The sequence below is a fragment of the Chromobacterium sp. S0633 genome, assembly GCF_024158805.1.
Lineage (GTDB): Bacteria > Pseudomonadota > Gammaproteobacteria > Burkholderiales > Chromobacteriaceae > Chromobacterium.
Genome location: NZ_JAMZGH010000015.1, coordinates 1 through 26,457, shown reverse-complemented (window position 1 = coordinate 26,457; position 26,457 = coordinate 1). Strand labels below are relative to the sequence as shown.

The 26,457-nt window shown below is 65.6% G+C and carries 29 protein-coding genes and 1 pseudogene; 22 read left to right on the top strand and 8 right to left on the bottom strand.

Translation table 11 applies throughout. The features are described from left to right. The first annotated feature begins 150 nt into the window (after positions 1-150). From NK214_RS10730 to gltX, 15 genes are all read left to right on the top strand, one after another. Positions 151-612, top strand: coding sequence for a flagellar basal body-associated FliL family protein (locus NK214_RS10730; protein WP_227107866.1), 462 nt, complete (start codon positions 151-153; stop codon positions 610-612). A 5-nt stretch (positions 613-617) separates the two neighbouring features. Continuing rightward, positions 618-1,619 carry a flagellar motor switch protein FliM gene (fliM, locus tag NK214_RS10725; protein ID WP_048413985.1) on the top strand — a complete coding sequence of 334 codons (1,002 nt, stop codon included), beginning with the start codon at positions 618-620 and terminating at the stop codon, positions 1,617-1,619. 29 nt (positions 1,620-1,648) lie between these two features. Next, the gene (fliN, locus tag NK214_RS10720) at positions 1,649-2,098 is read left to right on the top strand and encodes a flagellar motor switch protein FliN (RefSeq protein ID WP_048414031.1); all 450 of its coding nucleotides are present in this window, start codon (positions 1,649-1,651) and stop codon (positions 2,096-2,098) included. 11 nt (positions 2,099-2,109) lie between these two features. Then, positions 2,110-2,559, top strand: coding sequence for a flagellar biosynthetic protein FliO (gene fliO, locus NK214_RS10715; RefSeq protein WP_233246691.1), 450 nt, complete (start codon positions 2,110-2,112; stop codon positions 2,557-2,559). Continuing rightward, positions 2,556-3,302: a flagellar type III secretion system pore protein FliP gene (gene fliP / locus NK214_RS10710; RefSeq protein ID WP_107799658.1), complete on the top strand. Its 747-nt coding sequence runs from the start codon at positions 2,556-2,558 to the stop codon at positions 3,300-3,302. Before fliO ends, fliP begins: the two co-directional genes overlap by 4 nt. Positions 3,303-3,373: 71 nt before the next feature. Next, positions 3,374-3,643 (top strand): flagellar biosynthesis protein FliQ, encoded by a 270-nt coding sequence (gene fliQ, locus NK214_RS10705; protein WP_019099986.1) that lies wholly within the window; start codon positions 3,374-3,376, stop codon positions 3,641-3,643. Further along, positions 3,643-4,419 (top strand): flagellar biosynthetic protein FliR, encoded by a 777-nt coding sequence (gene fliR / locus NK214_RS10700; RefSeq protein ID WP_107799657.1) that lies wholly within the window; start codon positions 3,643-3,645, stop codon positions 4,417-4,419. The genes fliQ and fliR overlap by 1 nt, the downstream gene beginning before the upstream one ends. 97 nt (positions 4,420-4,516) lie before the next feature. After that, on the top strand, positions 4,517-5,242 hold the full coding sequence (locus NK214_RS10695; RefSeq protein WP_107799656.1) for a YebC/PmpR family DNA-binding transcriptional regulator: 726 nt from the start codon (positions 4,517-4,519) through the stop codon (positions 5,240-5,242). A gap of 297 nt (positions 5,243-5,539) precedes the next feature. Then, positions 5,540-6,427 (top strand): ribokinase, encoded by an 888-nt coding sequence (locus tag NK214_RS10690; RefSeq protein ID WP_107799655.1) that lies wholly within the window; start codon positions 5,540-5,542, stop codon positions 6,425-6,427. After that, positions 6,424-6,822, top strand: a complete 399-nt coding sequence (gene rbsD / locus NK214_RS10685) for a D-ribose pyranase (protein WP_253314443.1) — start codon at positions 6,424-6,426, stop codon at positions 6,820-6,822. The genes NK214_RS10690 and rbsD overlap by 4 nt, the downstream gene beginning before the upstream one ends. Before the next feature lie 11 nt (positions 6,823-6,833). Then, complete coding sequence (locus tag NK214_RS10680) at positions 6,834-8,327, top strand: sugar ABC transporter ATP-binding protein (RefSeq protein WP_253314442.1); 1,494 nt, start codon at positions 6,834-6,836, stop codon at positions 8,325-8,327. A 66-nt stretch (positions 8,328-8,393) separates the two neighbouring features. Then, a complete protein-coding gene (locus NK214_RS10675) occupies positions 8,394-9,332 on the top strand; it encodes an ABC transporter permease (RefSeq protein WP_019099980.1) in 939 nt (312 codons plus the stop codon). Positions 9,333-9,567: 235 nt separating this feature from the next. Next, the gene (gene rbsB / locus NK214_RS10670; protein WP_107799653.1) at positions 9,568-10,506 is read left to right on the top strand and encodes a ribose ABC transporter substrate-binding protein RbsB; all 939 of its coding nucleotides are present in this window, start codon (positions 9,568-9,570) and stop codon (positions 10,504-10,506) included. A gap of 134 nt (positions 10,507-10,640) precedes the next feature. Then, on the top strand, positions 10,641-11,672 hold the full coding sequence (locus tag NK214_RS10665) for a substrate-binding domain-containing protein (RefSeq protein ID WP_227107874.1): 1,032 nt from the start codon (positions 10,641-10,643) through the stop codon (positions 11,670-11,672). A 120-nt stretch (positions 11,673-11,792) separates the two neighbouring features. Beyond that, a complete protein-coding gene (gene gltX, locus NK214_RS10660; protein WP_253314441.1) occupies positions 11,793-13,178 on the top strand; it encodes a glutamate--tRNA ligase in 1,386 nt (461 codons plus the stop codon). Between the two features lie 117 nt (positions 13,179-13,295). Here the strand turns inward: gltX and NK214_RS10655 are convergent, their stop codons facing one another. From NK214_RS10655 to NK214_RS10645, 3 genes are all read right to left on the bottom strand, one after another. After that, the gene (locus NK214_RS10655) at positions 13,296-14,090 is read right to left on the bottom strand and encodes a TenA family transcriptional regulator (RefSeq protein WP_227107878.1); all 795 of its coding nucleotides are present in this window, start codon (positions 14,088-14,090) and stop codon (positions 13,296-13,298) included. Between the two features lie 96 nt (positions 14,091-14,186). Next, entirely contained in the window at positions 14,187-16,610 is a 2,424-nt protein-coding gene (locus tag NK214_RS10650) for a bifunctional diguanylate cyclase/phosphodiesterase (protein WP_107799649.1), read from the bottom strand. Positions 16,611-17,088: 478 nt separating this feature from the next. Next, positions 17,089-17,598, bottom strand: coding sequence for a winged helix DNA-binding protein (locus NK214_RS10645; protein ID WP_081546777.1), 510 nt, complete (start codon positions 17,596-17,598; stop codon positions 17,089-17,091). Positions 17,599-17,753: 155 nt separating this feature from the next. On the opposite strand from NK214_RS10645, the gene pxpB reads away from it, so the two are divergent. The 7 genes from pxpB to pcp all read left to right on the top strand — a co-directional run bounded on the left by pxpB (position 17,754) and on the right by pcp (position 23,484). Beyond that, positions 17,754-18,416: a 5-oxoprolinase subunit PxpB gene (pxpB, locus tag NK214_RS10640; RefSeq protein WP_227107880.1), complete on the top strand. Its 663-nt coding sequence runs from the start codon at positions 17,754-17,756 to the stop codon at positions 18,414-18,416. Next, positions 18,409-19,341 carry a biotin-dependent carboxyltransferase family protein gene (locus NK214_RS10635; protein ID WP_253314440.1) on the top strand — a complete coding sequence of 311 codons (933 nt, stop codon included), beginning with the start codon at positions 18,409-18,411 and terminating at the stop codon, positions 19,339-19,341. Before pxpB ends, NK214_RS10635 begins: the two co-directional genes overlap by 8 nt. Beyond that, the gene (gene pxpA / locus NK214_RS10630) at positions 19,326-20,063 is read left to right on the top strand and encodes a 5-oxoprolinase subunit PxpA (protein ID WP_253314439.1); all 738 of its coding nucleotides are present in this window, start codon (positions 19,326-19,328) and stop codon (positions 20,061-20,063) included. Before NK214_RS10635 ends, pxpA begins: the two co-directional genes overlap by 16 nt. Positions 20,064-20,126: 63 nt before the next feature. Continuing rightward, on the top strand, positions 20,127-20,840 hold the full coding sequence (locus tag NK214_RS10625) for a DUF969 domain-containing protein (RefSeq protein ID WP_107799645.1): 714 nt from the start codon (positions 20,127-20,129) through the stop codon (positions 20,838-20,840). Then, a complete protein-coding gene (locus NK214_RS10620; protein WP_107799644.1) occupies positions 20,837-21,823 on the top strand; it encodes a DUF979 domain-containing protein in 987 nt (328 codons plus the stop codon). Before NK214_RS10625 ends, NK214_RS10620 begins: the two co-directional genes overlap by 4 nt. Before the next feature lie 9 nt (positions 21,824-21,832). After that, positions 21,833-22,843, top strand: a complete 1,011-nt coding sequence (locus NK214_RS10615; RefSeq protein ID WP_253314438.1) for a DUF2891 domain-containing protein — start codon at positions 21,833-21,835, stop codon at positions 22,841-22,843. Beyond that, entirely contained in the window at positions 22,840-23,484 is a 645-nt protein-coding gene (gene pcp / locus NK214_RS10610) for a pyroglutamyl-peptidase I (protein ID WP_253314437.1), read from the top strand. Before NK214_RS10615 ends, pcp begins: the two co-directional genes overlap by 4 nt. A gap of 129 nt (positions 23,485-23,613) precedes the next feature. Here the strand turns inward: pcp and crcB are convergent, their stop codons facing one another. The 5 genes and pseudogenes from crcB to NK214_RS10585 all read right to left on the bottom strand — a co-directional run. After that, the gene (gene crcB, locus NK214_RS10605; protein WP_107799641.1) at positions 23,614-24,003 is read right to left on the bottom strand and encodes a fluoride efflux transporter CrcB; all 390 of its coding nucleotides are present in this window, start codon (positions 24,001-24,003) and stop codon (positions 23,614-23,616) included. Between the two features lie 223 nt (positions 24,004-24,226). Then, positions 24,227-24,589, bottom strand: coding sequence for a roadblock/LC7 domain-containing protein (locus NK214_RS10600; RefSeq protein WP_048410238.1), 363 nt, complete (start codon positions 24,587-24,589; stop codon positions 24,227-24,229). A gap of 48 nt (positions 24,590-24,637) precedes the next feature. Further along, positions 24,638-25,270 (bottom strand): peptidase M23, encoded by a 633-nt coding sequence (locus NK214_RS10595; RefSeq protein WP_227107887.1) that lies wholly within the window; start codon positions 25,268-25,270, stop codon positions 24,638-24,640. After that, the gene (locus NK214_RS10590) at positions 25,267-25,815 is read right to left on the bottom strand and encodes an ATP/GTP-binding protein (protein WP_107799639.1); all 549 of its coding nucleotides are present in this window, start codon (positions 25,813-25,815) and stop codon (positions 25,267-25,269) included. The genes NK214_RS10595 and NK214_RS10590 overlap by 4 nt, the downstream gene beginning before the upstream one ends. A gap of 18 nt (positions 25,816-25,833) precedes the next feature. After that, positions 25,834-26,457: pseudogene (locus NK214_RS10585) on the bottom strand (hypothetical protein); the annotation flags it as partial.

Here is a 26,457-nt window from a genome sequence, read left to right as displayed (position 1 = left end):
CCCCTGTTCAATTGGCATCTAAAATTAGAAAATATAGTGAAGAAATCGTTTAAGATTTCACTATGAACACCCAGTGAACAGGGCAGGTATATGGCAGAAGATAAAAAAGCGGAAAAAGCAGAGAAAAAAGCAGGGGGCGGCGGCAAATTGATGCTGATCGTCATTGTGTTGCTGGTTCTGGTGTTGGCCGCGGTGGGGGGCTTGGCCGCTTACATGTTCACTAATATGAATAAACCGGCGGCGGCCGGCGAACATGCCGAGCAGACCAAGGAAAAACCCAAGAAGAAAAAAGAAGGTCCGCCGATCTTTGAAAAGCTGGACACTTTCGTGGTGAATCTGGCCGGTAACGACGGCTCTTTGCTGCAGGTGGACATGCAGGCGGAGCTGGCCGACGAGGAAGCCAAAAAGAAATTCACCGATTACGCGCCCAAGATTCGCAGCGCGCTGATCCTGCTGCTGTCGTCCAAGTCCGCGGTCGAGCTGGCGACGCCGGACGGCAAGGTGCGGCTGAAAGCCCAGGTCAAGCAGATCATCAATGAGTCGATGGACGCCGGCGAGGAGCAGCCGGTGGAAAGCGTGCTCTTCACTTCCTTCATCATCCAGAAGCAGTAAGCGGCATGGGCGACGATATTCTTTCCCAGGAAGAGGTAGATGCCCTACTCAGGGGCGTCTCCGGGGAGGATGAGGATGACAGCGGCGGCGGGGACGCGCAGGGCGTCCGCGGCTACGATATCGGCCGGCAAGAGCGCATTGTGCGCGGCCGGATGCCGACGCTGGAAATCATCAACGAGCGTTTCGCGCGCAATCTGCGCATCGGCCTGTTCAACTTCATCCGCCGCAACGCGGAAATCTCGGTTGGGCCGGTGCGGGTGCAGAAGTACAGCGAGTTCATCCGCAACCTGGTGGTGCCCACCAACCTCAACCTGGTGCACGTCAAGCCTTTGCGCGGCACCGGCCTGCTGATTTTCGACCCGGATCTGGTCTTCCTGATCGTCGACAATCTGTTCGGCAGCGACGGGCGCTACCATGTGCGGGTGGAAGGCCGCGACTTCACCCCCACCGAGCAGCGCATCATCCGCCGTTTGCTGGACGTGGTGTTCGTCGAATGCCAGAAGGCCTGGGAGCCGGTGCACCCGATCGAGTTCGTCTACCTGCGCTCCGAAATGAACACCCAGTTCGCCAACATCGCCACGCCCACCGAGGTGGTGGTGGCGATGACCTTCCATATCGAACTGGGCGCCGGAGGCGGCGATTTCCACATCTGTCTGCCGTATTCGATGGTGGAGCCCATCCGCGACATGCTGTCCAGCACCATGCAGGCGGACCGCACCGAGGTGGACAACCGCTGGGTCAACCTGATGACGCATCAGGTGCAGGCGGCGGAAGTGGAGCTGGTGGCGACCTTGGGCCAGACCAAGGTGACCTTGGGTCAGATTCTGAATTTGAAGAACGGCGACGTGGTGATGCTGGAAATTCCGGAACGGGTGGAGGCCGATGTGTCGGGCATTCCGGTGTTCGAAGCCAGCTACGGCACCGTGCAGGGGCGCTATGCGCTGAAGGTGGAGCAAGTGTTGGCCGGCGCGAATGATTTTCACGAGCCTCTGGGGGATAAAGAGTAATGAGCGAAGAAGAATTGCAAGCCGCGCAGATGGAGGCCGAAGCGGCCGCCGCTGCGGCAGCCGCCGCCGGCGGGGCCGGCGGCGAGGAAGAGATATCGATGGACGACTGGGCGGCCGCGATGGCCGAGCAGGAAGTGGTGGACGCGGCTCCGGAGGCGGTGCCGGCGCAGAACCTGTTCCAGGAGCTGGGCGCGAGCACGTCCGGCGCCGGCGTGCCGCAGAATCTGGACATGATTCTGGACATCCCGGTGCAATTGACCGTGGAACTGGGCCGCACCAAGATCGCCATCCGCAACCTGCTGCAATTGGCGCAGGGCTCGGTGGTGGAACTGGACGGCATGGCGGGCGAGCCGATGGACGTGCTGGTCAACGGCTGCCTGATCGCCCAGGGCGAGGTGGTGGTGGTCAACGACAAGTTCGGCATCCGGCTGACCGATATCATCACGCCCGCGGAGCGCATTCGCCGCCTGCAAAAATGACGAGGTCAGCCATGTTTGCGATGACGCGCCGTGCAGTGCAGGGCGCTTTTTATTTGGCGGCGTCCAGTCTGGCCGCCGCGGCCACCGTCGCGCCGCCGGCGGCCGCGCCGTCGCCGTTCATGAGTTTGCTGCAGGTCTTGTTTGGCCTGGCGGTGGTGCTGGGCGCCATCGTCGGCATGGCCTGGCTGTTCAAACGGCTGTCCGGCGGCATGCTGGGCGCGTCCAACCGCCTGAAGGTGGTGAGCGGCACCATGGTGGGGCCCAAGGAGCGCGTGGTGATCGTGGAGCTGGAGGGCGAGTGGCTGGTGCTGGGCGTGACGCCGCAGCAAGTCAATCTGCTGAGCAAGCTGCCGCGGCCGGAAGGCGCGGAAACCGAGGTCGCGCCGGCGGCGGAGCCGTTTGCGCGCTGGTTGAAGGCGGCGATGGACAAGAACCGCAAGGACAAGGCGGGGCCGCGATGAAGCGCTGTCTCCGATACGGCGCCTTGGCCTTGCTGGCGACGCCCTTGATCGCGGACGCGGCCGGCGGCCTGCCGATGATGAGCAGCACGCCGGCGGCCGGCGGCGGGCAGAATTACTCCCTCAGCCTGCAGATGTTGCTGTTCATGACCGGGCTGACCTTCATCCCGGCGATGATGCTGATGATGACGGCCTTTACCCGCATCATCATCGTGATGTCCTTGCTGCGCCAGGCGATGGGCACCATGCAGTCGCCGCCCAACCAGGTGATCGTCGGCTTGTCGCTGTTTCTGACCCTATTTGTGATGGGGCCGACCTTCGATCAGGTCTACGCCAAGGCCTGGGTGCCGTTCTCCGACGACAAGATCACGTTGCAACAGGCGGTGGACGAGGCCAGCAAGCCGATGAAGGCCTTCATGCTGCGCCAGACCCGGGAGAAGGATCTGGCCTTCTTCATCGAGATTTCCCAATCGGAAAAGCCGCAGACCAAGGCCGACGTGTCGATGAAGACCCTGGTGCCGGCCTATGTGATCAGCGAGCTGAAAACCGCGTTTCAGATCGGCTTCATGGTGTTCATTCCCTTCCTGATCATCGATCTGGTGGTGGCCAGCATCCTGATGGCCATGGGCATGATGATGGTGTCGCCGGTGACCATCTCGCTGCCGTTCAAGCTGATGCTGTTCGTGCTGGTGGACGGCTGGACCTTGCTGATGGGCTCGCTGGTGCAGAGCTTCTATACTGGCTGAGGCGGCATGATGGCTTGTGACTGGAAACGTCGCCGGGTTGGGCCCGGCGTTTTAGGCGAGGAGCGGGCGGCATGAGTCCGGAGCTGATCATCAATATCGTGCAGAACGCGCTGTACATCCTGATCATCGTCGCGGCGCCGGTGTTGCTGGTGTCGCTGCTGGTGGGCCTGCTGGTCAGCGTGCTGCAGGCGGCGACTCAGATCAACGAGATGACGCTGACCTTCATTCCCAAGCTGCTGGCGATGTTCCTGGTGCTGGTGCTGGCCGGGCCGTGGATGTTGAACACGCTGATCGAGTACACCACGCGGCTGTTCCAGAGCATTCCGCACGTGATCGGCTGATGCTGAGCATTTCCGACGCGCAGATCAACGCGCTGGTGGCCATGTTCGTCTGGCCGTTCGCGCGCATCGTCGGCCTGCTGCTGGTGGAGCCGGTGTTCGCCTATCGCGGCGTGCCGCGCCGTTTCAAGGCCGGCTTCGCGCTGATCCTCACCGTGATGCTGGCGCCCTTGCTGCCGCCGCTGCCCGCGGTGCCGCTGGTGTCGGCTGAGGGCATCGCCATCCTGTTGCAGCAGTTGTTGATCGGCCTGGCGATGGGCTTCGTCATGCGCATCGTGATTTCCGCGGTGGAAGTGGCCGGCTTCATCATGGGTTCGCAAACCGGCCTGGGTTTCGCCATGTTCTTCGACCCGATGCACTCGGCCCAGGTGCCGGTGGTGTCGCAGCTGCTGACCCTGTTCACCTTTCTATTGTTTCTGGCCTTCGACGGCCACCAGGTGGTGCTGTCCACCCTGGTGGAAAGCTACCGGGTGCTGCCGATAGGCATGAGCATGCCGGACCAGGGCATCAAGGCGCTGGCCCTGTGGGGCGGCCATCTGATCGAGTGGGGCGTCTGGCTGGCCATGCCGGTGATCGCGGCGCTGCTGATCACCAACCTGGCGATCGGGGTGATGACCCGCGCCGCGCCGCAGTTCAACATCTTCACTTTCGGTTTTCCGCTGACCCTGATGATAGGTTTCATCAGCATCTATCTGACTTTGCCGATGATGGTGCCGGTGCTGGAGCAGATGTACCAGGCCGGTTTCGAGATGATGCTGGCCATGCTCAAGGCCAAGTAGGCGGCCGCCATTCCTGTCCAGATTCAAGTTCTGCTAAAATAAGCGCCAATTTTGACTGAAAGGTCCGCAGTGGACCGGACAACAGACAGAGGCAACTATGGCAGGTCACAGTAAATGGGCTAACATCCAGCACCGCAAGGGTCGTCAGGATGCCAAACGTGGCAAGATCTTTACCCGCTTGATCAAGGAAATCACCGTTGCGGCCAAGATGGGCGGCGGGGACACCAATATGAACCCGCGCCTGCGCCTGGCGGTGGACAAGGCCAAGGCCGAGTCCATGCCCAAGGACAATATCGAGAACGCGATCAAGCGTGGCACGGGCCAGCTGGACGGCGTCGATTACGTGGAATGCCGCTACGAGGGCTACGGCATCGGCGGCGCGGCGGTGATGGTGGACTGTCTGACCGACAACAAGACCCGCACCGTGGCCGACGTGCGCCACGCTTTCTCCAAGTACGGCGGCAATATGGGCACCGACGGCTGCGTGTCCTTCCAGTTCAGCCATTGCGGCTATCTGGTGTTCGCGCCGGGCGTGGACGAGGACGCCTTGATGGAGGCCGCGCTGGAAAGCGGGGCGGAGGACGTGGTCGCCAATGACGACGGCTCCATCGAAGTGATCACCGGTCCGTACGAGTTCTCCGACGTTAAGGACGCGCTGGAAGCCAAGGGCTTCAAGGCGGAGATGGGCGAAGTGACGATGAAGCCGCAGAACGAGACCGAACTGTCCGGCGACGACGCCGCGCGCATGCAGAAGCTGCTGGACGCGCTGGAAGACCTGGACGATGTCCAGGACGTCTACACCTCCGCGGTGCTGGACGAGTAAGACGCGGACGCGGGGAGGCCACAGGCCCCGCGGCGGCAGGAAAAAGAAAGCTCCCCCAGGGGAGCTTTTTTTGCGTCCGGGCGGCGCGGCCCGTCTGTAGTTTTGCCGCTACATTGAAGCTCGCCCGGCGTCAAGCGCCGCCGAAGGGCTTGGCGCGGACTGTTGCATTTGCTGAACAGATTGAGTTTATCGCTTCCGGCGCGTGGGCGGCTCTGCTATAAAGCGTCAGCTGATTACGTTTTAGCAATTGGCGCCGCCGGGCTAGCCGCGGCGTCGTTTGATCACGATGAGGAAACTATGACCCGGGTCCTGGTGGTGGGCAGTGTCAATATGGATCTGGTGGTGGAAGCGGAGCGCTATCCACGGCTGGGTGAAACCTTGTTTGGCAAGCGCTTTGCGTCCTATCCGGGTGGCAAGGGCGCCAATCAGGCGGTGGCCGCCGCGCGGCTGGGCGCGCAGGTGAGCTTGTTGGGTTGCGTGGGCCGCGATATGTTCGGCTCCCAGCTCAAGGAGACCTTGCGGGCCGAGGGCGTAGACATCGGCCGCTTGCGCGAGGCGGACGTGGCCACCGGGCTGGCGACGATTACCCTGGCCGAAGGCGACAACGCCATCGTGGTGGTGCCCGGCGCCAACCATCAGTTGCTGCCGGAGCATCTGGATCAGGACGAACAAGCCTTCCGCGACGCCGACGTGGTGCTGGCGCAGATGGAGGTGCCGCTGGCCACGGTGGAGCGCGCGGCCGAGCTGGCGCAACGCCACGGCAAGCCCTTTTTGCTGAATCCGGCGCCGGCCCGCCCCTTGCCGTCCAGCCTGCTGGAACGGACCGCCTTGTTGACGCCGAACGAACACGAGCTGGCGCAGGCGCTGGACGAGCAGGGCGATTGGCAAACGCTGATGCGCAAACTGCCGGGACGGGTGGCGATGACGCGCGGCAAGGACGGCGCTTATTTCTGCCGCGCCGACGGCAGCCTGCATCATCAAGCCGGCTTCGTGGTGTCCGCGGTGGATACCACCGGCGCCGGCGACACTTTCAACGGCGCCTTGGCCGCGTTCTGGCCGCAGGGCCTGGAGGCGGCGATGGCCTTGGCCTGCGCCGCGGCCGCGCTGTCGGTGACGCGATCCGGCGCGCAGAGCGGCATGCCGACGCTGGCCGCGCTGCAACAGATGCTGAAGGAACAGGCATGAAGCGGCTGGGACATCTGAACCGCGACATCGCGCGGGTATTGGCCGGCATGGGCCACACCGATAGTCTGGTGATCGCCGATTGCGGCCTGCCGATTCCGCCCGGCGTCGAATGCATAGACCTGAGCCTGCGCCTGGGCGTGCCGGAGTTTCCCAGCGTGCTGGACTCCATCCTGGCGGACTTCAAGGCGGAGCGGGCCTTGTTCGCCTCCGAATGCCTGCAGCGCAGCCCGGCGGTGGAAGTGCTGGCCAACGATATGGCCGCGCACGGCGTGGCGGTGGAATACGCGCCGCACGAGGAGTTCAAGCGCCGCTGCCGCGAGGCCAAGGCGGTGATCCGCACCGGCGAATGCACGCCGTACGCCAATGTGATCCTGTATTCCGGCGTGATCTTTTGAAGGGACGGGCGATGAAGGTAAGCATGCGCGGCATCAGCAAGGCCTTTGGCCCGGTCAAGGTGCTGGAGGCGGTGGATTTCACCGTGACGGGCGGCGAAGTGCATGCCTTGATGGGCGAGAACGGCGCCGGCAAATCCACCTTGATGAAGATTCTGTCCGGCGTCCATCAGGCCGACGCCGGAGAGATCCTGCTCAACGACCGGCCGGCGACGATACGCTCCACCACCGAGGCCGAAGCCCATGGCATCGCCATCATCCATCAGGAACTGAATTTGATTCCGCAGCTGTCGGTGATGGAAAACCTGTTTCTGGGACGCGAACGCGAGCATAGTCGCTTCGGCGTGATCCGGCGCGCCGGCATGCGGCGCGAGGCCCGCCAGATTTTGCAGCAGCTGGGCGCCGGCCAGATCGACCCGGAAGCGGAGGCCGGCAAGCTGTCCATCGGCCAGCAGCAGATGGTGGAAATCGCCAAGGCCATGTCCTTGAACGCCAAGGTGCTGATTATGGACGAGCCGACCGCGGCTTTGACCGAGCGCGAGATCGAAGCCTTGTTCGTCTTCATGGAGCAGCTCAAGCGGCGCGGCGTGGCGATTGTCTACGTGTCGCACCGGATGGAGGAAATCTTCCGCGTCTGCGACAAGATCAGCGTGCTGCGCGACGGCTGCTTCGTCGGCGAGCGTCAGATCGCCGCCACTGATTTCGACGAGGTGGTGAGGCTGATGGTGGGCCGCGAGATCGGCGACCGTTTTCCCAAGCGCGCGTCCGCGCCCGGCGCGGTGCGCCTGGAAGTGGAAGGACTGGCCGACGACGGCCGCATCCGGGACATCGGCTTCGAGGTCCGCGCCGGCGAGGTGCTGGGCGTGGCCGGTTTGATGGGGGCGGGCCGCAGCGAGATTCTCAATGTCTTGTTCGGCGTCCGGCCGCGTCGGCAGGGGCGGGTGAGGCTGGACGGCGCGGAGCTGGACATCCGCCGGCCCGGCGACGCCATCGCCGCCGGCATCGCCTACGTGACCGAAGACCGCAAGAGCCAGGGCCTGGTGCTGGGCATGTCGGTGCGGGAGAACGCCACCCTGGTGCATCTGCGCCGCCACGCGCGGCTGGGGGTGGTGAATCGCCGTTCCGAGAACGAGGAGGCGCGACGGCTGATCGAGCAATTGCGCATCCGCACCCGCGACGCGGAACTGGACGTCAAATCCTTGTCCGGCGGCAATCAGCAAAAAGTGGTGTTCGCCAAGTGGCTGGCGGAGCCGCCCAGGCTGCTGTTGCTGGACGAGCCGACGCGCGGCGTCGACGTGGGCGGCAAGGCCGAGATTTACCACATCATCAATCAACTGGCCGCCGCCGGCGCGGCCATCGTCATGGTGTCGTCCGAATTGCCGGAAGTGATGGCGATGAGCGACCGCATCCTGGTGATACACGAGGGGCGCCGGGCTGGGCTGTTCGAGGCCGGCGCGGCGACGCAGGAAGACATCATGGCCGCGGCGGCCGGCGCGACGGCGGACTGAGCGTCGCCGCGCATTGAATATTCAGGTCGCGCCCATCGGGCGCAAGCAAGGGAAACGGTAAGCAAGATGACCCCGCAACAAAAAGCAACGCTGCAAAAACTCGGACCTTTCATCGCCCTGCTGGCGATCTGCGCCGGCTTGTCGGTGATGAGCGCCGACTTCCTGACCATGGGCAATCTGCTCAATGTGATGCGCCAGGTCTCCATCAACGCCTTGATCGCCTTCGGCATGACCCTGGTCATCCTGCTGGGCGGCATCGATCTGTCCGTGGGTTCCATCCTGGCCTTGTCGTCGGTGCTGACCGCGATGCTGCTGCAAGCCGGCGTCGATCCGCTGCTGGCCACGCTGTTGGGCATTCTGTCCGGCGCGCTGATGGGCTGCTGCAACGGTCTGGTGATCAGCAAGGGCAAGGTGGCGCCCTTCATCGCCACGCTGGCGTCGATGACCATTCTGCGCGGCCTGTCATTGGTGGCGTCCAACGGCAGCCCGATCACCGGCTTCGGCAGCGATATGTTCTCCATGCTGGGCGGCGGCTATGTGGCCGGCGTGGTGCCGGTGCCGGTGGTGTGGATGTTGCTGATGTTCGCCGGCTTCTGGTTCATGCTGAAGAAAACCGTTTTCGGCCGCCATGTCTACGCCACCGGCGGCAACGAGGAGTCCGCGCGGCTGTCCGGCGTCAAGGTGGACCGGGTCAAGATCTGGGTCTACACCTTGTCCGGCGCGCTGTCGGCGATGGCCGGCGCGGTGCTGACCTCGCGGCTGAATTCGGCGCAGCCCACCGCCGGCGCCGGCTACGAGCTGGACGCCATCGCCGCGGTGGTGCTGGGCGGCACCAGCCTGACCGGCGGCCGCGGCTGGATCGTGGGCACGCTGATCGGCGCCTTGCTGATCGGGGTATTGAACAACGGCCTTAATCTGCTGGGCGTATCGTCCTTCTATCAGCAGGTGATCAAGGGCGTGGTGATTCTGCTGGCGGTGCTGTTGGACCGCAGCGGCAAGAAGTAAGCACGTTTTCACGATCTTGCGAGCGAGACGAGACGAAAAAGGCTGAGGACGCGGCGCGCGCATCATGTCGCACCAGCATTCTGAAGCCGTTTTCAAGGCCGTGTCGTCGATGCGTGACAGATCGTGAACAGGTTCAGAGCGCGGCCCGCCAGCGGCGGGACAACAGCGCAAGCGACCATAACACTAGGGGAGTTTCAATATGCAGCGCTTTCATCACACTAGGGGGAGTTCCGATATGCAACGCTTAATCAAGCCTTTGGTTTTCAGTGTCATCGCGGCCAGTCTGATCGCCTGCACCAAGCAGGGTCCGGCCGACGGCGCCTCGTCCGGCGCCAGCGCGCCGGCCGCGGCCGCCGGCCAGCCGGTGGTGGGCCTGGCGGTGTCCACGCTGAACAATCCGTTCTTCGTCTCGCTGCGCAAGGGCGCGGAAGACGAGGCGGCCAAGGAGGGCGTGCGCCTGATCACCGTGGACGCGCAGGACGATTCCGCCAAGCAGCAGGCCAGCGTGGAGGATCTGATCCAGAAGAAGGTGAGCGTGATCCTGATCAATCCCACCGACTCCTCCGCCGTCGCCAATGTGGTGAAGGAAGCGGTGAGCAAGGGCATCAAGGTGGTGTCGCTGGATCGCAGCGTCAACGGCGCCGAAGTCAGCGCCCACATCGCCTCCGACAATGTGGCCGGCGGCAAGATGGCGGCGGACTTCCTGCTGCAGAAGCTGGGCGGCAAGGGCCGGCTGGTGGAACTGGAAGGCATCCCCGGCTCCTCCGCCGCCCGCGAGCGCGGTCAGGGCTTCCACGCGGTGGCGGACGGCAAGGCCGACGTCAAGATCGTGGCCAAGCAGCCGGCCGATTTCGACCGCGCCAAGGGCTTGTCGGTGATGGAAAACATCCTGCAGGGCAATAAGGACGTGCAGGGCGTGTTCGCCCACAACGATGAAATGGCGCTGGGCGCCTTGAAGGCGATCCAGGCCGCCGGCCTGAAGAACGTCGCGGTGGTGGGCTTCGACGCCACCGCCGACGCGGTGGCCTCGGTCAAGGCCGGCGGCCTGGCCGCCACCGTGCAGCAACAGCCGGAACTGATCGGCCAGTACGGCGTGCAGACCGCCAAGAAGCTGATCGACGGCCAGCAGGTGGAGAAATTCATCCCGGTGCCCTTGAACCTGGTCAAGCAGTAAGCCTGAAGACCGGTCTCGCTCTGGCGATGAGGGCCGGCTTGAGGTAAGGTGGCCGGCAATCGGCGGCCCCGTCCCGCGCTTGCGCAGGCCGGGGCTGTTTTGCAATCGAGTCCGCGGCGGCATGGCGCCGCCGCATGAGGAATAGGCTGTCGATGAGCGGCTACAAGCGTTTGACCATAGACGACATCGCCGAACTGGCCGGCGTGTCGCGCACTACCGCCAGCATGGTGCTCAACGGCCATGCCGAGCGCTACCGCATTTCCCGGGCCACGGTGGAGCGGGTGGAGAAGGTGGCGCGCGAGCAGCATTTCAACCCGTCGCAGTCGGCGCGCTCCTTGCGCTCGCGGCGCAGCAACTCGGTGGGGCTGGTGATTCCCGACCTGACCAACTCCGCCCACGCGGCCTTGGCCCAGGCGATGGAGGAACTGTGCCGCCAGCGCGATTACCAGATGCTGCTGGTGACCAGCGACGAAGATCCGCGACGCGAGGCCGAGGTGATGGCGCATCTGGCGGCGCGGCAGGTGGACGCGATGATCGTGGTGCCGTGCACGCACGAGGCCAAGTCCTACCAGAAATGGGTGCGGCGGTTGCCGCTGGTCTTCGTCGACCGCCGGGTGGACGGCAGCGGCATCCCGTCGGTGGTGACCGACGGCTGCGCCAGCGTGGAGCGCCTGGTGGGCGACGCGCTGGAGCAGGGCGTGTCCGAAGTGGTGTTCTTCGGCGGCCAGCCCGAGCTGTCGCCCAGCCGCGACCGTCTGCAAGGGTATCGTCAGGCCTTGGCGCTTCACGGCGTTGAGGAAGGGCCGGGCTGGGTGTGCCATCGCGATTACCTGCGCCGTTCCGGTTTCGAACTGATGCAGCAATGGCGGCAACAGCATCAACGCCTGCCTCAGGCTTTGTTCACCGCCTCGGTGTCGCTGCTGGAGGGCGCGCTGGCCTTTCTCAATCAGCATTGCGGCCTGGCCAACGCGCCGTTGCGCCTGCTGACCTTCGACGATCACTCCTTGCTGGACTGCCTGCCGCTGCGCGTCGACGCCATCGTGCAGGACAGCCGCGAAATGGCGGCGCGCAGCCTGGACCTGGCCCTGGCTCTGCTGGAAGGGCAGACGCTGACCGAGCCGGAGGCCCTGGTGCCGGCCAGCCTGCACCGGCGCTGGCCGGATTAGGGTCTGTTGAACTATGTTTTTCCCCGGCGGAAAAACAAAGCTCAACAGACCCTGGGGTTTGCTGCCGCTTCGCCAGCCGGCGTACAATAGCCGTTTCACGATTTTCGAGCCTGAGTCACCATGATCCGTACCCGTTTCGCTCCCAGTCCCACCGGTTATCTGCATATCGGCGGCGTGCGCACCGCGCTGTTTTCCTGGGCCTACGCCCGCAAGAACGACGGCGTGTTCGTGCTGCGCATCGAGGACACCGATCTGGAGCGCTCGACGCCGGAGTCGGTGAAGGCGATTCTGGACGGCATGCACTGGGTGGGCCTGGATTACGACGAAGGTCCGTTCTACCAGACCCATCGTTTCGACCGTTACAAGGACGTGATCCGGCAATTGCTGGACTCCGGCCACGCCTACCTGTGCTATTGCAGCAAGGAAGAGCTGGAAGCGATGCGCGCAGAGCAGGAAGCGCGCGGCGAGAAGCCGCGTTACGACCGCCGCTGGCGTCCGGAAGCCGGCAAAACCTTGCCGGCCGTCCCCGCGGACGTGACCCCGGTGGTGCGCTTCAAGACCCCGCTGGACGGCGTGGTGGCCTGGGACGACGCGGTCAAGGGCCGCATCGAGATCGCCAACCAGGAACTGGACGATCTGATCATCGCCCGTCCGGACGGCAGCCCGACCTATAACTTCTGCGTGGTGGTGGACGATTGGGACATGCAGATCACCCATGTGATCCGCGGCGACGACCACGTCAACAACACCCCGCGCCAGATCAATATCCTGAAGGCCTTGAACGCGCCGCTGCCGGTGTACGGCCATCTGCCGATGATCCTCAACGAGGACGGCCAGAAAATGTCCAAGCGCCGCGACGCGGTCAGCGTGGTGGACTACGCCGACAAGGGCATTCTGCCGGAAGCGCTGCTCAACTACCTGGCGCGCCTGGGCTGGGGCCACGGCGACGACGAGTTCTTCTCCATGGAGCAGTTCGTCGAGTGGTTCAGCCTGGAAGCGGTGAGCGCGTCCGCCAGCCGCTTCAACCATGAAAAATTCATGTGGCTGAACGCCCAGCACATCAAGAGCGCGGACAACGGCCGCCTGGCCGGACTGATCGCGCCGCGCCTGGCCGCCGCCGGCGTCGAGCTGGCCGGCGGGCCCGCCATCGAGGAGGTGATCGCCCTGGTCAAGGAGCGGGTGCAGGACCTGAACGCGCTGGCGCTGGAAGTGGATTATTTCTATCGCAAGCGCGAGGCCGCCGCGGCCGACGTGGACAAGCATCTGTCCGGCGACAGCGTGGCGCGCATGGGCCGTTTCGCCGACAAGCTGGCGGCGCTGGACGCCTGGTCCGCGGAAGGCATCCACGAGCTGTTCAAGCCTTTCTGCGCGGAAGAGGGCATCAAGATGGGCCAGTTGGGCATGCCGCTGCGCGTGCTGGTGTGCGGCACCACCCAGACGCCGTCGGTGGACGCGGTGCTGGCCTTGATCGGCAAGGACGAAGTGCTGCGTCGCCTGCGCGGCTGAGCCGGCCGTCGCCGCTAAAAAACCGCCCCGCAAGCGTTGGCTTGCGGGGCGGTTTGTTTTAGGCGGCACGCCCATGCGGCGCAGGCGCGCGCCTCTTGCCAGGCCTTGAACAGATCCTCAGGCCAGCGCCGGCTCGGCGCAGACGCGCGCGCAAGTCTCAGGCGCGGGCTGGCTCATATAATGATCCAGCAACAGGCGCATGTAGCGGTGGCTTTGGCAGATGGCGTGGCGCAACTCGGCCACTTGCTGCGCGCTTGGATTTTCGCCCACCAGGGTGACGATGATTTCCAGCGCCTCCCAGGGGTGTTCGTCGTCGTAATGCGCGTGCAGCGCCAGCCATTTCATCGCCTTGGCGCGCTTTTCCTTGGGGAACTGCCGAGCGTAGTCCTCCTTGGAGCAGACGGCGGCGCACCATTCTCCGGTGGCGCCTTCGATGGCGTAATTGGTGGCCGCCATCGCCACCTCCAGCGATTCGCGCTCGCAGACCTGATGGCACCAGTGGCTGAGGCTCAGCGTTTCCAGCGCCTGGGGGTTGCGCAGCAGGCTGTCCGTGTCCACGCCGGACGCCGCGGCCCATTGCACCCAGTGGTCGGCGTGGTTCTGCTCCACCCGGATGTTGCGGATCAGGTAGCGGCGCGCCATATCATGGCCGCGATGCTGGCCGTAGCGCACTTTCAGCAGGTTTTTGGCCATGTATTGCGGAAACTGTTCGATTACCGGCCAGCCGCCGCGCAGAAAGGCCTGGTGGATGGCGGCGGGCAGCACGCCGTCGCGCATTTGCCGGAACAACTCGTGTTCCACCACCTGGCGTTTGAAGGCGTCGCAATGGCGCACCAGCTCCCGCGTCCATTCCGGATAGCTGTGGAGGTCCATCAGCGGGCCGCTCCTGACAAAACCGATCTCTTTACTCATGGTGTCCCCTTTCCTTAGAAGCAAAGCCGGGCCAAGCCGGCCAGACGCGGCGGCCTCCCGGCCGCCCAGATCCGGCCTGACGACCAGGCCGGTAGCCTATTGCTGTCGCATTCGGCGGTCTCCATGCGCGTGGCGGAAGCCGAAGGGCTCCGGCCGGCTCAGGTGGAAGCCCTGGGCGTAGTCCACGCCCAGTTTGCGCAATTCGGCCACGATCTCGGGCGTGTCGACGAATTCGGCGATGGTGCGCTTGCCGGTGACGTGGCCGATGTGGTTGATCATTTCCACCATGGCGTGGTCTATCGGGTCCGTCGCCATCTCGCGGACGAAGCTGCCGTCGATTTTCAGGAAGTCCACCGGCAAATGCTTCAGGTAGGCGAAGGAGGACATGCCGGTGCCGAAATCGTCCAAGGAGAACAGACAGCCGATCCGGCGCAGCTCGTGGATCAGCCGTTGCGCGGCTTCCAGATTGGCGATGGCGTTGGTTTCGGTGATCTCGAAACAGATCAGCTCCGGCGGCACGCCGCTGCGCTGGAACTGCTGCTGCACGAAGGCGAGGAAGCCGTCGTCGCACAAGGTGGAGCCGGACAGATTGATCGCGCAATGCCGGATGTCCTGATTGCCGGCGCGGCGCAGCAAGGCCAGCTCCTGAAACACTTTTTCCACCACGATGCGGTCGATTTCGGTCATCAGGCCGTAGCGCTCCGCGATCGGCACGAACAAGCCGGGGGGCACCTGGCTGCCGTCGTCGGCGTTGAGGCGCAGCAGCACTTCGACATAGCGGCCGCGTTCCGGATGGGCGGCCAGCGGGACGATGTCCTGGGCGTAGAGGGTGAAGCTGTCGTCGCGCAGCGCCTGGCGCAGCCTTTGCACCCAGTCCATTTCGTGAAAGCGCGCCGACACTTCGGAATTGTGCGGGATGTGGAGCTGGATGCGGTTGCGGCCTTTTTCCTTGGCCATATAGCAGGCGATGTCGGCCGACCGCATCACCTCGGCCAGCGAGGTGTCGGCGTCGGACACGCAGACCAGGCCGATGCTGGCGCTGATGGAAAATTGGTTGCCTTCCCACTGGAAGCTGCATTCCATGATGGCCTGGCGCAGATTATTGGCCTTGGCGATGGCGGATTCCACCGAGCTGTTGCCGAGCAAGACGCCGAACTCGTCGCCGCCCAGCCGCGCCAGCGTGTCCGAGGCGCGCAGCCGCCGCGCCACCGAACGGCTGATCTGGCACAGCAGTTCATCGCCGGCGGCGTGGCCGTAGGTGTCGTTGATCAGCTTGAACTGGTCCAGATCGATGAACATCAGCGCCAGCGACGCCTCGGCCTGGCCCAGCTGCTTGATCGCCTTGATGGCGCGGGTTTCGAACTCCCGGCGGTTGAGCAGGCCGGTCAGCGCGTCGTGGCTGGCCTGCCAGGACAACTCGTTGATGTATTGCTGTTCCGCGGTGTTGTCGTGCAGCACCAGCACGATGCCGTATTGCTCGCCGCGGCGGTCGCGTATCGGCGCGGCCACCAGGCTGACCTGCAGCGGAATCGCGTTGTGGCGCAGCATGTTCAGCTTGGGATAGGTGCGGCTGCTTTCGTCCAGCCGGCAGAGCTCGGCGAAGCTCAGCGTGCTGTCCTTGTCCTGCCCCTGTTTGATCAGGCTGAGCAATTCGTCGAAATGCAGGCCCAGGCTTTCCGTCTCCAGGTGGCTGAGCATGCGCTTGGCGCTGTGGTTCAGATAGATCACCGCGCCTTGCATATTGAGGGTGATCACCGCGTCGCCTATCGATTGCAGGGTGATCTCGGCGCGTTGCTGCTCCGCCTGCAAGGCGGCCTTGTAATTGTCCGAGGCCTGGATCAGCCGGCGGATCTGCAAAATGGTCAGCAGCACCAGCAGCAGGCCCACCAGCAGATTGACGCGCCAGACCGCCTGGCTCACCTCGCGCGAGGCGTTGCCCAGCACGCGGGAAAAGCCCTGGGCCGGCGCCTTGACCGCTTCGTTGATCTCGGCGATCTGCGAGGTGAGGGCGGCCTTGTCGTCCTGGCTCAAGGAGCCGTCGGCGTAACCTTGGCGCAATTGCTCGCCTATGGTCTGAATTTCCTGCAGGTAGTAATCGCCGATTTTCCAATAGCGGATGGCTTCGGCCAGATAGCTGACGTGGTGAAACCACAGATAGGCGCGGATGATGTTTTCGATGTCGTCGGGGTGGTTGCCGCCGTCCAGAAAGCCTTGGCGCGCGGTGTCCAGATCCGGCGGCTTGCGGTCCAGCGCCAGCCGCGCCCGGTGGTCGCCCAATTGGATGGAGATGGCCAGCCGATAGCGTTGGAAGTCGTGGTCGGAGCCGGTTTGAGCGTAGCGGGTCAGGTGGTAGATGGAGTCCTTCTGCGCTTTAGACCACAGGCCTTCCCCCGCCACGTAGGCGCGGGCGGTGGACACCACGTAGAGGCTGAACGCGCTTAGCGCCACCTGCATGACGACAATGAGCAGGAAGGGCAGCACGACAAAGAGCAACTGTCGGTTGGCGGTATTCGACCTCATGGCGGTTCCGGCTGATGAATATGGTAACTATGCGGCTAATGGTCCCCATCAAGCGCCGCCGCCGACCTCTCCGGCCCGAGCGGCGAGCCGGCGCCGCGCTTGAGTCCGGAGCCTGCCCGTCGCGGCGCGCCCGCCGACGGGCGGAAGTTCACCGGTCTATGTGCCGGTGTATGGCGTTTTTATCATCCCATTCGAAATTATTCAATGTTTTTGACAACTATATCGAATGTTTATTTTAGATGAGAAAGTTTGATAATAAATGAATAGCCTAATTTCCATGGGCTTGCTATTGGCTTGACCATGGCGGCGGCCGGCGCGCGCAAGGCGGGCGGGGAGCGGTCGGCGCGCGTGCGCGCGCCGGTGGGAAGCGGCGGCGAGAGAGGGGGAAGAGGGCTGGTCCGCGGCCGCCGCGCCGGATCTCTTATGAACGGGTTTTCAACGCCGTATCGCTGAAGCGCCGCGGACTTTGAAGCGCTTCTTACATGGAGGCGGCGTCGCGAGAGGCCTGGTCGTACAAGCTGGCCAGCATGCGCAGCAACTGGGCGTTGTCGCCGATATCGGCCTGTTGGCCGCCGTTGTCTATCAGCGCGTTGATCAGGCATTGCTCGCGGACGTCGCGGTAGCGCTGGCACAGTTCCACGCCGGCCTGGGTGGTGGCGAACAAAGCCTCCTTGCCCACCTTTTCGCTGCCGACATAGCCCATCTTCACCAGCTTCTTCAGCGCATAGGACACCACGTGCGTGTCTTCGATGTTCAGCACGAAGCAGATGTCCGCCAGTTTCTTGCTGCGGCCGCGGTGGTTGACGTGATGCAGCAGCGACACCTCCATCGCGGTCATATCGGTTTCTCCCGCGGCCGCCATGCAGCGGATCATCCAGCGGTTGAAGGCGTTGTTGGCCACGATCAGCCCGAATTCGAACTCGGACAGTTCGGCGCAACGCTCCGAAACCAGATGCGATGAGGAGACGATATTGCGTTGAGCGTTCATGGACGGGCCTGGCGACGAGGTGGCTGGCCGGCCAGTATAGCAAAACGTCATTTGTGCTGGACATCGCCAATAAATACAAATAATTTATAGATGTTTTGTCTGCAAAATAATAAATTCGAGCGCCGCGAGGCGGACGGTTGCATATGGAGAATGGTTTGGCATCGAACCCAATGCGCTATTACTTGCTGGGCGAACGCGCCGCCGTGCTGGAGAGCGCGAAGCCGGCCGATCTGGCGTGTCAGCGCCGCATCTGGTGGCTGGCGCAGACGCTGACGGGCGCGGCCGGGCTGATCGACGTGGTGCCCGGCATGAATAATCTCACCTTGATTTTCGATCCGGACGCCGACGACGGCGAGGCTTGGCTGGAGCGCTTGCGCCGCGGCTGGGCGGCGGCGCAAGAGGCCGAGCCGCGCTTGCGGCGGGTGGACGTGCCGGTGCGCTACGGCGGCCGCCACGGTCCGGACCTGGCCGCGGTGGCGGCGCATGCGGGCTTGAGCGAGGAGGATGTCGCCGCCGCTCATGCCGCGGCCGACTACGTGGTGTACTTCCTCGGCTTTCAGCCCGGCTTCGCCTATATGGGCGGCTTGCCCGAGCGCCTGGCCACGCCGCGGCGCGCCGAGCCCCGGCTGGCGGTGCCGGCCGGCTCGGTGGGCATAGGCGGCGGCCAGACCGGTATCTATCCGGCGACCAGCCCCGGCGGCTGGCAGATCATCGGCCGCACCTCATTGAAATTATTCGATCCGCGGCGCGCGGAACCGTCCCTGCTGCTGCCGGGCGACAGCGTGCGCTTTGTGCCGCAGGAGGGCGGAGATGATTGAAATCACGCAGGCCGGCATTCAAAGCACGGTGCAGGACCTGGGCCGGAGCGGCTTGCGCCACCTCGGCGTGGCGCAAAGCGGCGCGCTGGACGCGCCGGCCTTGATCATGGCCAACCGCCTGCTGGGCAATGCCGCGGATGCGGCCGGCATCGAGGTGGCCCTGGGGCCGTTTGGCGTCCGCTTTCTGCGCGACGGCTGGTTCGCCTTGATGGGCGCGGATTTCGACGCGGAACTGGACGGCGAGCCGGTGTGGAGCGGCTGGCGTTATCCGGCGCGCGCGGGCCAGCGCCTGCTGCTGCGCGGCTGCCGCCACGGCATGCGCGCCTATCTCGCCCTGGCCGGCGGCATCGACGCGCCCCTGGCTTTGGGCGCGCGCGCCACCGATCTGCAGGCCGGTCTGGGCGGCTGGATGGGGCGGGCGCTGGAGGCGGGCGACCGCTTGCCGCTGGGGCCGGCGGCGGCGCTGTCCGGCCGGCTGGGACGGCGCAATCTTGCTTGGTCGCCGACGCTGCGCGCGCTGCCGGGCCCGGAGTGGCGGCAATTCGCCCGGGAGGCGCGGCAGGCCTTCAGCGAAGGCGAGTGGACGGTGAGCTCGCAGAGCAATCGCATGGGCTACCGCCTGCAGGGCGACGCGCTGGCGCGCGAGGCCGACGGGGACTTGCCGTCCCACGGGGTGCTGCCCGGCGTGGTGCAGGCGCCGCCGGGCGGCCAGCCCATCGTGTTGCTGGCGGACGCGCAGGCGACGGGCGGCTATCCGCGCATCGCCTGCGTGATCGAGGCGGATTTGTGGAAGCTGGCGCAGGCGCGGCCGGGCGCCAAGCTGCGTTTCGAGATGGTGGACGCGCAGCAGGCGGCGACGGCGCGCGCGCGTCTGCGCGGGTACTTGCAGGGACAGGACTGGAGTCAGGCATGCAGATCGATTTGAACGCCGATATCGGCGAGGGCTGCGGCGACGACGCGGCGATCATGGATCAGGTCAGTTCGGTGAACATCGCCTGCGGCTGGCACGCGGGCGACGCCGAACAGATGTGGCTGGCGGTGGAGGCGGCGGCGCGGCGAGGCGTGGCGCTGGGCGCCCATCCCGGCTTTCCCGACCGGGAACATTTCGGCCGGCGGACTATGCAGCGCGCGCCGGAGCGGGTGTACCAGGACGTGTTGTACCAGGTGGGCGCGCTGGCGGCCATGGCCAAGGCCGCCGGAACGCGGCTGCGTCACGTCAAGCCGCACGGCGCGCTGTACAACCAGGCGGCGCGCGATCCGGCGCTGGCCGACGCCGTTGCCCGCGCGGTGAGGGATTGGGATCCTGAGCTGAGGCTGGTCGGCCTGGCCGGCGGCGAGTCCGGCCGCGCGGCGCGGCGCCATGGTTTGCAGGCGGTGGAAGAGGTGTTCGCCGACCGCGCCTATCTGGCCGACGGCAGCCTGGCGCCGCGTGGAACGCCTGGCGCGGTGATCGAAGACGCGGAGCAGGCTTTGCGTCAGACGCTGGATTTGGTGCTGCGCGGTCGCGTGGCCTGCCTGGACGGCGGCGAGCTGGCGCTTCGCGCCGACAGCGTTTGCCTGCACGGAGACGGCGCGCACGCGCTGCACTTCGCGCGGCTGCTGCGCCAACGCTTGGAACAGGAGGGGGTAAACATCGTCGCCTTGTGAGCGTTAGCCGGAAACTAGAGCCGTCCGCAGGCGGCCATTTCCATCATACAAAGGAGAAACTGCATGGATCTTGCATCCTATCTGCCCCTGGTGGGCATTCCCGTCGTGGTGGCGGGCTTCGCTTTGCGCTTCAATCCGCTGCTGGTGGTCACCGCCGCCGGTCTGAGCACCGGCCTGGCGGTCGGCATGGACCTGGGGACGCTGCTGGAAACCTTCGGCGAGAAATTCCTCAATAGCCGTCAATTGGCCACCTTCATCCTGATCCTGCCGGTGATCGGCCTGCTGGAGCGCTACGGTTTGAAAGAGCGCGCGCAGCAATGGATAGCCGGCATCAAGAGCGCCACCACCGCGCGCATCCTGATGCTGTATTTCGTGGTGCGCGAGCTGACCGCGGCGCTGGGCCTGATCAATCTGGGCGGCCACGCCCAAACCGTGCGCCCCCTGCTGGCGCCGATGGCGGAAGGCGCCGCGGCCAATCAACTGGGGGAACTGCCTCAGGCGCTGCGCGACCGCATCCGCGCCCATGCCGCCGCCTGCGACAATATCGCCGTATTTTTCGGCGAGGACATCTTCATCGCCTTTGGCGCGGTCTTGCTGATGGACGCCTTCCTCAAGGAAAACGGCATCGCCAATATCGAGCCGCTGCACATCGGCCTGTGGGCGATTCCCACCGCCATCAGCGCGCTGATCATCCATATGGCGCGCTTGGCGCGGCTTGACGCCAGCCTGCAAGGCGATATCGCCGCCTGGCGCGCGAAACAGGAGGCCGCGGCATGAATGCATGGTTCAGCATCAATGACGTTTATTATCTGATCGGCATCGTGGTGATGCTCCTGGTGGGCATGACGCTGCGCGACCGCGGCAACCCCAAGCGTTACACCACCGCGTTGTTCTGGTTCTTGTTCGGCGCCACCTTTTTGTTCGGGGACTTGATGACGGCCGTCTTGGGCAAGGCGATGACCTACCGCCTGGTGGGACTCGTTGTTGTCGCGCTGGCGCTATTGGCCGGCGCCGGCCTGCTGGCTCCGGGCAGTTATAGCCAAAGAAGCGATCGGCAGCGGCAGGACGCCGCCCAGCGTCTGGGCAACAAGATCTTCCTGCCCGCCTTGCTGATTCCCTTGCTGACCGTGGCCTGCACCTTGGCGCTGAAGGGCGTGGGGATAGGCGGTCTCGCCTTGCTGGATCAGAAGCATCTGACCCTGGCCGCCTTGGCGGTGGCCTGCGTTTGCGCGGTGCTGCTGGGCTGGAGGCTGACCGGCGGAACGCCGCTGCAGGCGGTGCGGGAATCGCGCCGTCTGGTGGACGCCATCGGCTGGGCCGCCATTCTGCCGCAGATGCTGGCGATGCTGGGCGGGGTGTTCGTCGCCGCCAAGACCGGCCAAGCGGTGCAGGAAGCGGTGAGCTTGTTCGTGGATCCGGGCAATCGTTTTCTGCTGGTGGCGATCTACTGTATCGGCATGGCCCTGTTCACCATGATCATGGGCAACGCCTTCGCGGCTTTCCCGGTGATGACCGCCGGCATCGCGCTGCCTTTCCTGATCGTCGGCCATCACGCCGACGCGGCGCCGCTGGTGGCGATAGGCATGTACTCCGGCTATTGCGGCACGCTGATGACGCCGATGGCGGCCAATTTCAATATCGTGCCGGCGGCCTTGCTGGAGCTGAAGGACCGATATCTGGTGATCAAGACCCAGATTCCCACCGCGCTGGCTTTGCTGGGCGTGAATATCCTCTTGATGTATTTCATCGTGTTCCGTTGAGGAGACCGCATGAATCCGCAACAAGCATCCAAGCTGGCGGCGCTGCCGCTGGCCGGCCTGGTTCGGGAATATCCGAATCTGCTGAGCCATCTGCTGAACGGGCCGGAGGACGCGCGCGCGCCGCGCGATTTGCACCCGGTGTTCTACGGCTGCTACGACTGGCACTCCGCCGTGCACGGCTTCTGGCTGCTGGCGCGGCTGGCTCGCCGTTTCCCGGCCTTGCCGGAGCAGGCCGAGATCGCCGCCCTGTTCGCCGGCCATTTTACGCCGCAGGCTTTCCAGGCGGAGGCGGACTATTTCGCCGCGCCGGGCCGCGCCAGCTTCGAGCGGCCCTATGGCTGGGCCTGGCTGCTGGCCCTGGCGCAGGAGCTCGAGGCCTGGGATCTGCCGCAAGCCGGGTCATGGCGGGCGGCGATGCAGCCGTTATTGGCCTTGATCCGCCAGCGCTGGCTGAGGTTTCTGTCTTTGCAGGATTACCCGATCCGCGGCGGCGGGCACGCCAACACCGCCTTCGCCTTGCTGCTGAGCCTGGACTACGCCCGCGCCGCCGCCGATGCCGAGCTGGCGCAGGCGCTGGAGGCGGCCGCCCGGCGTTACTTCCTGGCCGATGCGGACTATCCGACGCGGCTGGAACCGAGCGGCGACGACTTTCTGTCGCCCTGCCTGTGTCAGGCCTTGCTGCTTGGCCGGCTATTGTCGGCCGAGGCGTTCCGCGACTGGCTGCGCGCCTTCGCGCCGGATTTGCCGCGCGGCGCTGCCTTGCTGAGCCCGGTCCGGGTCAGCGACGGTTCGGACCCCAAGATCGGTCACCTCATCGGCCTGAATTTGAGCCGCGCCTGGTGTTTGCGCCAGTTGACGGCCGCCTTGCCGCCGGATGACGCTTGGAGGCCTCTGCTGAATCAAAGCGCGCGGGCGCATCTGGACGCCGGCCTGCCGCACGTGGTCAGCGGCCATTACACCGGCGAGCATTGGCTGGGGACTTTCGCCCTGCTGGCTTTGGAAGAGGGGGAGTGCGAATGAGCAAGACCATTTTGTTGACGGGCTTCGAACCGTTTGGCGGCGAGAGCGTGAACCCGTCGTGGGAGGCCGTGCGCCGGCTGGACGGCGAGACGCTGGCGGGCGCGGCGGTGGCGGCGCGGCGGCTGCCCTGCGTGTTCGGCGAGGCCTTGGCCGTGTTGCGCGAGGAGATGGCCGCGCTGGGGCCGGCGCTGATCGTGGCGGTGGGGCAGGCGGGCGGGCGGCCCGAGCTTTCGCTTGAGCGGGTGGCGATCAATGTCGACGACGCCCGCATCGCGGACAACGCCGGGCGGCGGCCGATAGATAGGCCGGTGGTGCCGGGCGGGCCGGCCGCCTATTTCAGCACCTTGCCGATCAAGGCCCAGGCGGCGGCGCTGCGCGCGGCGGGCATTCCGGCGGCGGTGTCGCAGAGCGCCGGCACCTTTGTCTGCAACCATGTGTTCTACGGCCTGATGCACGCCTTGGCCGGAACGCCCGCGCGCGGCGGCTTCATTCACATCCCGTATCTGCCGGAGCAGGCCGCCGCGCATCCCGGCGCGGCCAGCATGAGCTTGGAGACGATAGTCGCCGGCCTGAGGCTGGCCCTGGAAACGGCGTTGACGGCGACGACGGACATCGTGGAAACCGGCGGGGCGACGCATTAGCGCGGTGTAGGATCCACGGCGCGGCACGGCGGGTACGGTCTGCAAGCGTTGCCGTGTCGTATCCGCATGCCGCGCTCCCCGCCGCGAAGCCTGGCGGTGTGAACGGCTAAGCGCGTTCTTGGACGGCGTTCAGCTCTTGAGCGCGCGCAGCCACTGCCAGCTGGCGATGCCGGCGAGGGTGGCCAGCAGCGAACCGCAGACATGGACGGCGACGGCGGTCAGCGCCGGCAGCAGCCGCTGTTGCTGCAGCAGGGAGACGACTTCGGCGGAGAAGGTGGAGAAGGTGGTCAGGCCGCCGCAGAAGCCGGTGATCACCAGCAGCCGCCATAGCGGTGACACGCCCGGCGCGCTGGCGAAGAAGGCGACGGCGAGGCCGATGATGTAGCCGCCGACCAGATTGGCGGCCAGGGTGCCCGGCGGCAGGCTGGGCCACAGGCTGTTGAGCTTGACGCCCAGCGCCCAGCGCAGCAGCGCCCCCAGCGCGGCGCCAACGGAGATGGCGAGTATGGTTTTCCACATGGAGCGGGTCTGGCATAAAAGCAAAACCCTATTGTGCCGGCCAGACGCCGCCAAGTATAGGCCGGTTTGCCGGAGCGAGTTCAAAGCCTCGCGCACCGGGGCGAGACCAGGCGAAACCGCCGAGAAGGCGGAACGCGCAAGGGGGAATGGGCGTTTCCGAAGCGGCTTTCAAGGCCTTTGCCCGGCTAGCCCGCCTACGCGCAGCAGACATTGAGCCGTTGATTTAGAGGATCTCGGCAATGCTGCGCGCCGCGCGCTTGGCGTCCAGAAAAATCAGGCCCAGCTTGGCCTCGCGCCGTGCGATCACGGTCAGCACCGCGTCAGGGCTGGCGTGGCTCATCAGGATGTAGCCGTGTTCTCCCTTGACCATCACCTGTTCCAGGCCGCCGCGCGCCAGTTCGCGCGCGGTGCGCTCGCCCAGGGAGAGCATCGCCGCCGCCATCGCGCCGACCCGGTCCTCGTCCACCTCTTGCGGCAGCAGCGCCGCCATGGTCAGGCCGTCGGCGGAAATGATGGCGGACGCTTCGATGTCGGCGGACGCGCCGTTGAGGTCGCTCAGAATGGATTTGAGCATTTGTTCACGCATGGGTTTCTCCTGGATTGTTCAATGCGCCGGCCGCCGCGCGGCCGGGGTTCAGGCGTAGCGGCGCACCAGCAGCTCCACCAGGCCGACGAAGGCTTCGCTTTGCAGCCGCGGTTCGCCACCTATGATCAGCGCGAAGGCCTGCTGCGCCACGTGCAAGGGGTAAAAGGCCAGCTGGCTGCGGCCGGCCGGATCCACCGAGGCCCAGGCGGCGCTGCCCAGGTTGAGGTGGTTTTTGAGCAGCAGGTGATGCCGGCGGCTCAAGGACATAAGGTCGCCGGCCAGCGCGGCGATTTCCTCGGCGGTTTCGTGGCGGAAGCCCGCGGTGGCGTAATAGAGGCCGTTGTCGTCGGCCAGCAGCGCCTGGCCGCTGCCGGACAGCGCCGCCAGCAGCTCCGGCAACTGGCTTTCCAGGTTGCCGGCGGCGGCCGGCCGCGGCTCGGCGGTGCCGTGGACGAATTCCAGCCGTTGCAAGCGGTAAAGGGTGGCCAGCGCTTGTTCCAGTTCGTCGTCGCACCATTCGCTGAGCAAGGGTTCGCTAAGCGGCACCGCATGGCCCAGCCGCAGGATGTTGAGCAGCAGACGGCGGGTCAGGTCGGCCTCCGCGCCGGCGACGGCGTAAAAGGCGCCGGCCGGCGTGGCCATTGGATAAAGCGGCCCGCTCAGACGCAGTTCTTCGTTCATTGCGGTTCTCCCAGGCCAGGGTCTATCGAGTACAGCAGCGCCAGCAGCAGCTGTTTGATGTCTTCGCGGCGGCGGCAGTCCACTTCGAACACCGGCGCGCTCAGCCCGCGGGCGGCCAGGGCGTCGGCGTAGACGGCGGTGGCGGACAGCGGCGCGAGGTCGGTCTTGCTGACGCCCAGCGCCAGCGGCGCGCGACGCAGCAGCGGCTCGAAGGCGCGCAGGAAGAAGCCGAGGTCTTGCAGCGGATTGGCGCGGCTGTGGTCCAGCAGCAGGATCAGGCCGATGCTGCCGCGGCTGACGATGTCCCACATGAAGTCGAAACGCTCCTGGCCGGGAGTGCCGTAGAGGTGGATCTTGGTGTCGGCGTCCAGGCGCAACATGCCGTAGTCCAGCGCCACCGTGGTGTGGTCCTTGCGATGCAAGGTCATGTCGCTGGCCTTGGCGTCGGTGCGGATCGGGGCGATGTCGCTGATGGCGGCGATGGCGGTGGTCTTGCCCGCGCCCACCGGGCCCGCGAAGAGGATTTTGTTATCTGGGCTGCGCATGATGGAAGGTCGTGAGGCTCACAAACGGGTCACTTTTTGCAAGAGTCGGGACAGGAGGCCGGCGCGTTCGGGCGCGACGGCGTCGGGGCGCACCGGCGCGCTGGAGATCACTTTCAGGGGCGGCGCGTCGCTGTTCCAGTCCAGCAGGCCCAGCGCGTGGGCCGCGGAGAGGAAGGTGCAGGCGTGTTCGGGATCGACGCGCAGCAGCCGGATGATGATGCGCAGCGTGGCCGGCGTCTTGGTCAGCAGCGCGCTCAGTCGCGTCGCGTCCGGCAGCGCCGCCAGCCGGGTCAGGTTGGGCCACTGCCTCAGCCGCAGCGGAGTGTCCGCGCCGATGCCGGCCGGCAGCCGGCCCTGGCTGCTCCAGATCGCCAACTGCCACAGCAGCGCCGGCAGCGGCTGGGTGATGACGCCGGCGCTGGCGCCGGCGGCTTGAGCGTGCAGCGCGGGCGCGTCTTGCCGGCACAGCTCGCGCAATTGCTCCGCCGGCTGCAGGCATTGCGCTTGCGCGCGGTCCGGCCGCAGCCACAGCAGCGGCCGGCCCTCGGCCAGCAAGAGCGCCGGCCGAGGCGGGGGCGCCCCCCGCGGCGTCGCGCCGCGCAGGGCGCGGCGGGGGGGGGCGCGGGGGGGGGTGTTGGACGG

What these genes read in the sequence shown, in the direction of transcription:
- NK214_RS10655 (WP_227107878.1), bottom strand. Translation starts at nt 14,090, where the DNA reads ATGAGTAAAGAGATCGGTTTTGTCAGGAGCGGCCCGCTGATGGACCTC.
- NK214_RS10645 (WP_081546777.1), bottom strand. Translation starts at nt 17,598, where the DNA reads ATGAACGCTCAACGCAATATCGTCTCCTCATCGCATCTGGTTTCGGAG.
- pcp (WP_253314437.1), top strand. Translation starts at nt 22,840, where the DNA reads ATGAGCAAGACCATTTTGTTGACGGGCTTCGAACCGTTTGGCGGCGAG.
- NK214_RS10625 (WP_107799645.1), top strand. Translation starts at nt 20,127, where the DNA reads ATGGATCTTGCATCCTATCTGCCCCTGGTGGGCATTCCCGTCGTGGTG.
- pxpA (WP_253314439.1), top strand. Translation starts at nt 19,326, where the DNA reads ATGCAGATCGATTTGAACGCCGATATCGGCGAGGGCTGCGGCGACGAC.
- rbsB (WP_107799653.1), top strand. Translation starts at nt 9,568, where the DNA reads ATGCAACGCTTAATCAAGCCTTTGGTTTTCAGTGTCATCGCGGCCAGT.
- NK214_RS10650 (WP_107799649.1), bottom strand. Translation starts at nt 16,610, where the DNA reads ATGAGGTCGAATACCGCCAACCGACAGTTGCTCTTTGTCGTGCTGCCC.
- fliO (WP_233246691.1), top strand. Translation starts at nt 2,110, where the DNA reads ATGTTTGCGATGACGCGCCGTGCAGTGCAGGGCGCTTTTTATTTGGCG.
- NK214_RS10595 (WP_227107887.1), bottom strand. Translation starts at nt 25,270, where the DNA reads ATGAACGAAGAACTGCGTCTGAGCGGGCCGCTTTATCCAATGGCCACG.
- NK214_RS10590 (WP_107799639.1), bottom strand. Translation starts at nt 25,815, where the DNA reads ATGCGCAGCCCAGATAACAAAATCCTCTTCGCGGGCCCGGTGGGCGCG.
- fliQ (WP_019099986.1), top strand. Translation starts at nt 3,374, where the DNA reads ATGAGTCCGGAGCTGATCATCAATATCGTGCAGAACGCGCTGTACATC.
- rbsD (WP_253314443.1), top strand. Translation starts at nt 6,424, where the DNA reads ATGAAGCGGCTGGGACATCTGAACCGCGACATCGCGCGGGTATTGGCC.
- NK214_RS10730 (WP_227107866.1), top strand. Translation starts at nt 151, where the DNA reads ATGCTGATCGTCATTGTGTTGCTGGTTCTGGTGTTGGCCGCGGTGGGG.
- NK214_RS10675 (WP_019099980.1), top strand. Translation starts at nt 8,394, where the DNA reads ATGACCCCGCAACAAAAAGCAACGCTGCAAAAACTCGGACCTTTCATC.
- NK214_RS10615 (WP_253314438.1), top strand. Translation starts at nt 21,833, where the DNA reads ATGAATCCGCAACAAGCATCCAAGCTGGCGGCGCTGCCGCTGGCCGGC.
- crcB (WP_107799641.1), bottom strand. Translation starts at nt 24,003, where the DNA reads ATGTGGAAAACCATACTCGCCATCTCCGTTGGCGCCGCGCTGGGGGCG.
- NK214_RS10665 (WP_227107874.1), top strand. Translation starts at nt 10,641, where the DNA reads ATGAGGAATAGGCTGTCGATGAGCGGCTACAAGCGTTTGACCATAGAC.
- NK214_RS10600 (WP_048410238.1), bottom strand. Translation starts at nt 24,589, where the DNA reads ATGCGTGAACAAATGCTCAAATCCATTCTGAGCGACCTCAACGGCGCG.
- gltX (WP_253314441.1), top strand. Translation starts at nt 11,793, where the DNA reads ATGATCCGTACCCGTTTCGCTCCCAGTCCCACCGGTTATCTGCATATC.
- NK214_RS10680 (WP_253314442.1), top strand. Translation starts at nt 6,834, where the DNA reads ATGAAGGTAAGCATGCGCGGCATCAGCAAGGCCTTTGGCCCGGTCAAG.
- fliN (WP_048414031.1), top strand. Translation starts at nt 1,649, where the DNA reads ATGGAGGCCGAAGCGGCCGCCGCTGCGGCAGCCGCCGCCGGCGGGGCC.
- fliR (WP_107799657.1), top strand. Translation starts at nt 3,643, where the DNA reads ATGCTGAGCATTTCCGACGCGCAGATCAACGCGCTGGTGGCCATGTTC.
- NK214_RS10695 (WP_107799656.1), top strand. Translation starts at nt 4,517, where the DNA reads ATGGCAGGTCACAGTAAATGGGCTAACATCCAGCACCGCAAGGGTCGT.
- NK214_RS10620 (WP_107799644.1), top strand. Translation starts at nt 20,837, where the DNA reads ATGAATGCATGGTTCAGCATCAATGACGTTTATTATCTGATCGGCATC.
- NK214_RS10690 (WP_107799655.1), top strand. Translation starts at nt 5,540, where the DNA reads ATGACCCGGGTCCTGGTGGTGGGCAGTGTCAATATGGATCTGGTGGTG.
- NK214_RS10635 (WP_253314440.1), top strand. Translation starts at nt 18,409, where the DNA reads ATGATTGAAATCACGCAGGCCGGCATTCAAAGCACGGTGCAGGACCTG.
- fliP (WP_107799658.1), top strand. Translation starts at nt 2,556, where the DNA reads ATGAAGCGCTGTCTCCGATACGGCGCCTTGGCCTTGCTGGCGACGCCC.
- fliM (WP_048413985.1), top strand. Translation starts at nt 618, where the DNA reads ATGGGCGACGATATTCTTTCCCAGGAAGAGGTAGATGCCCTACTCAGG.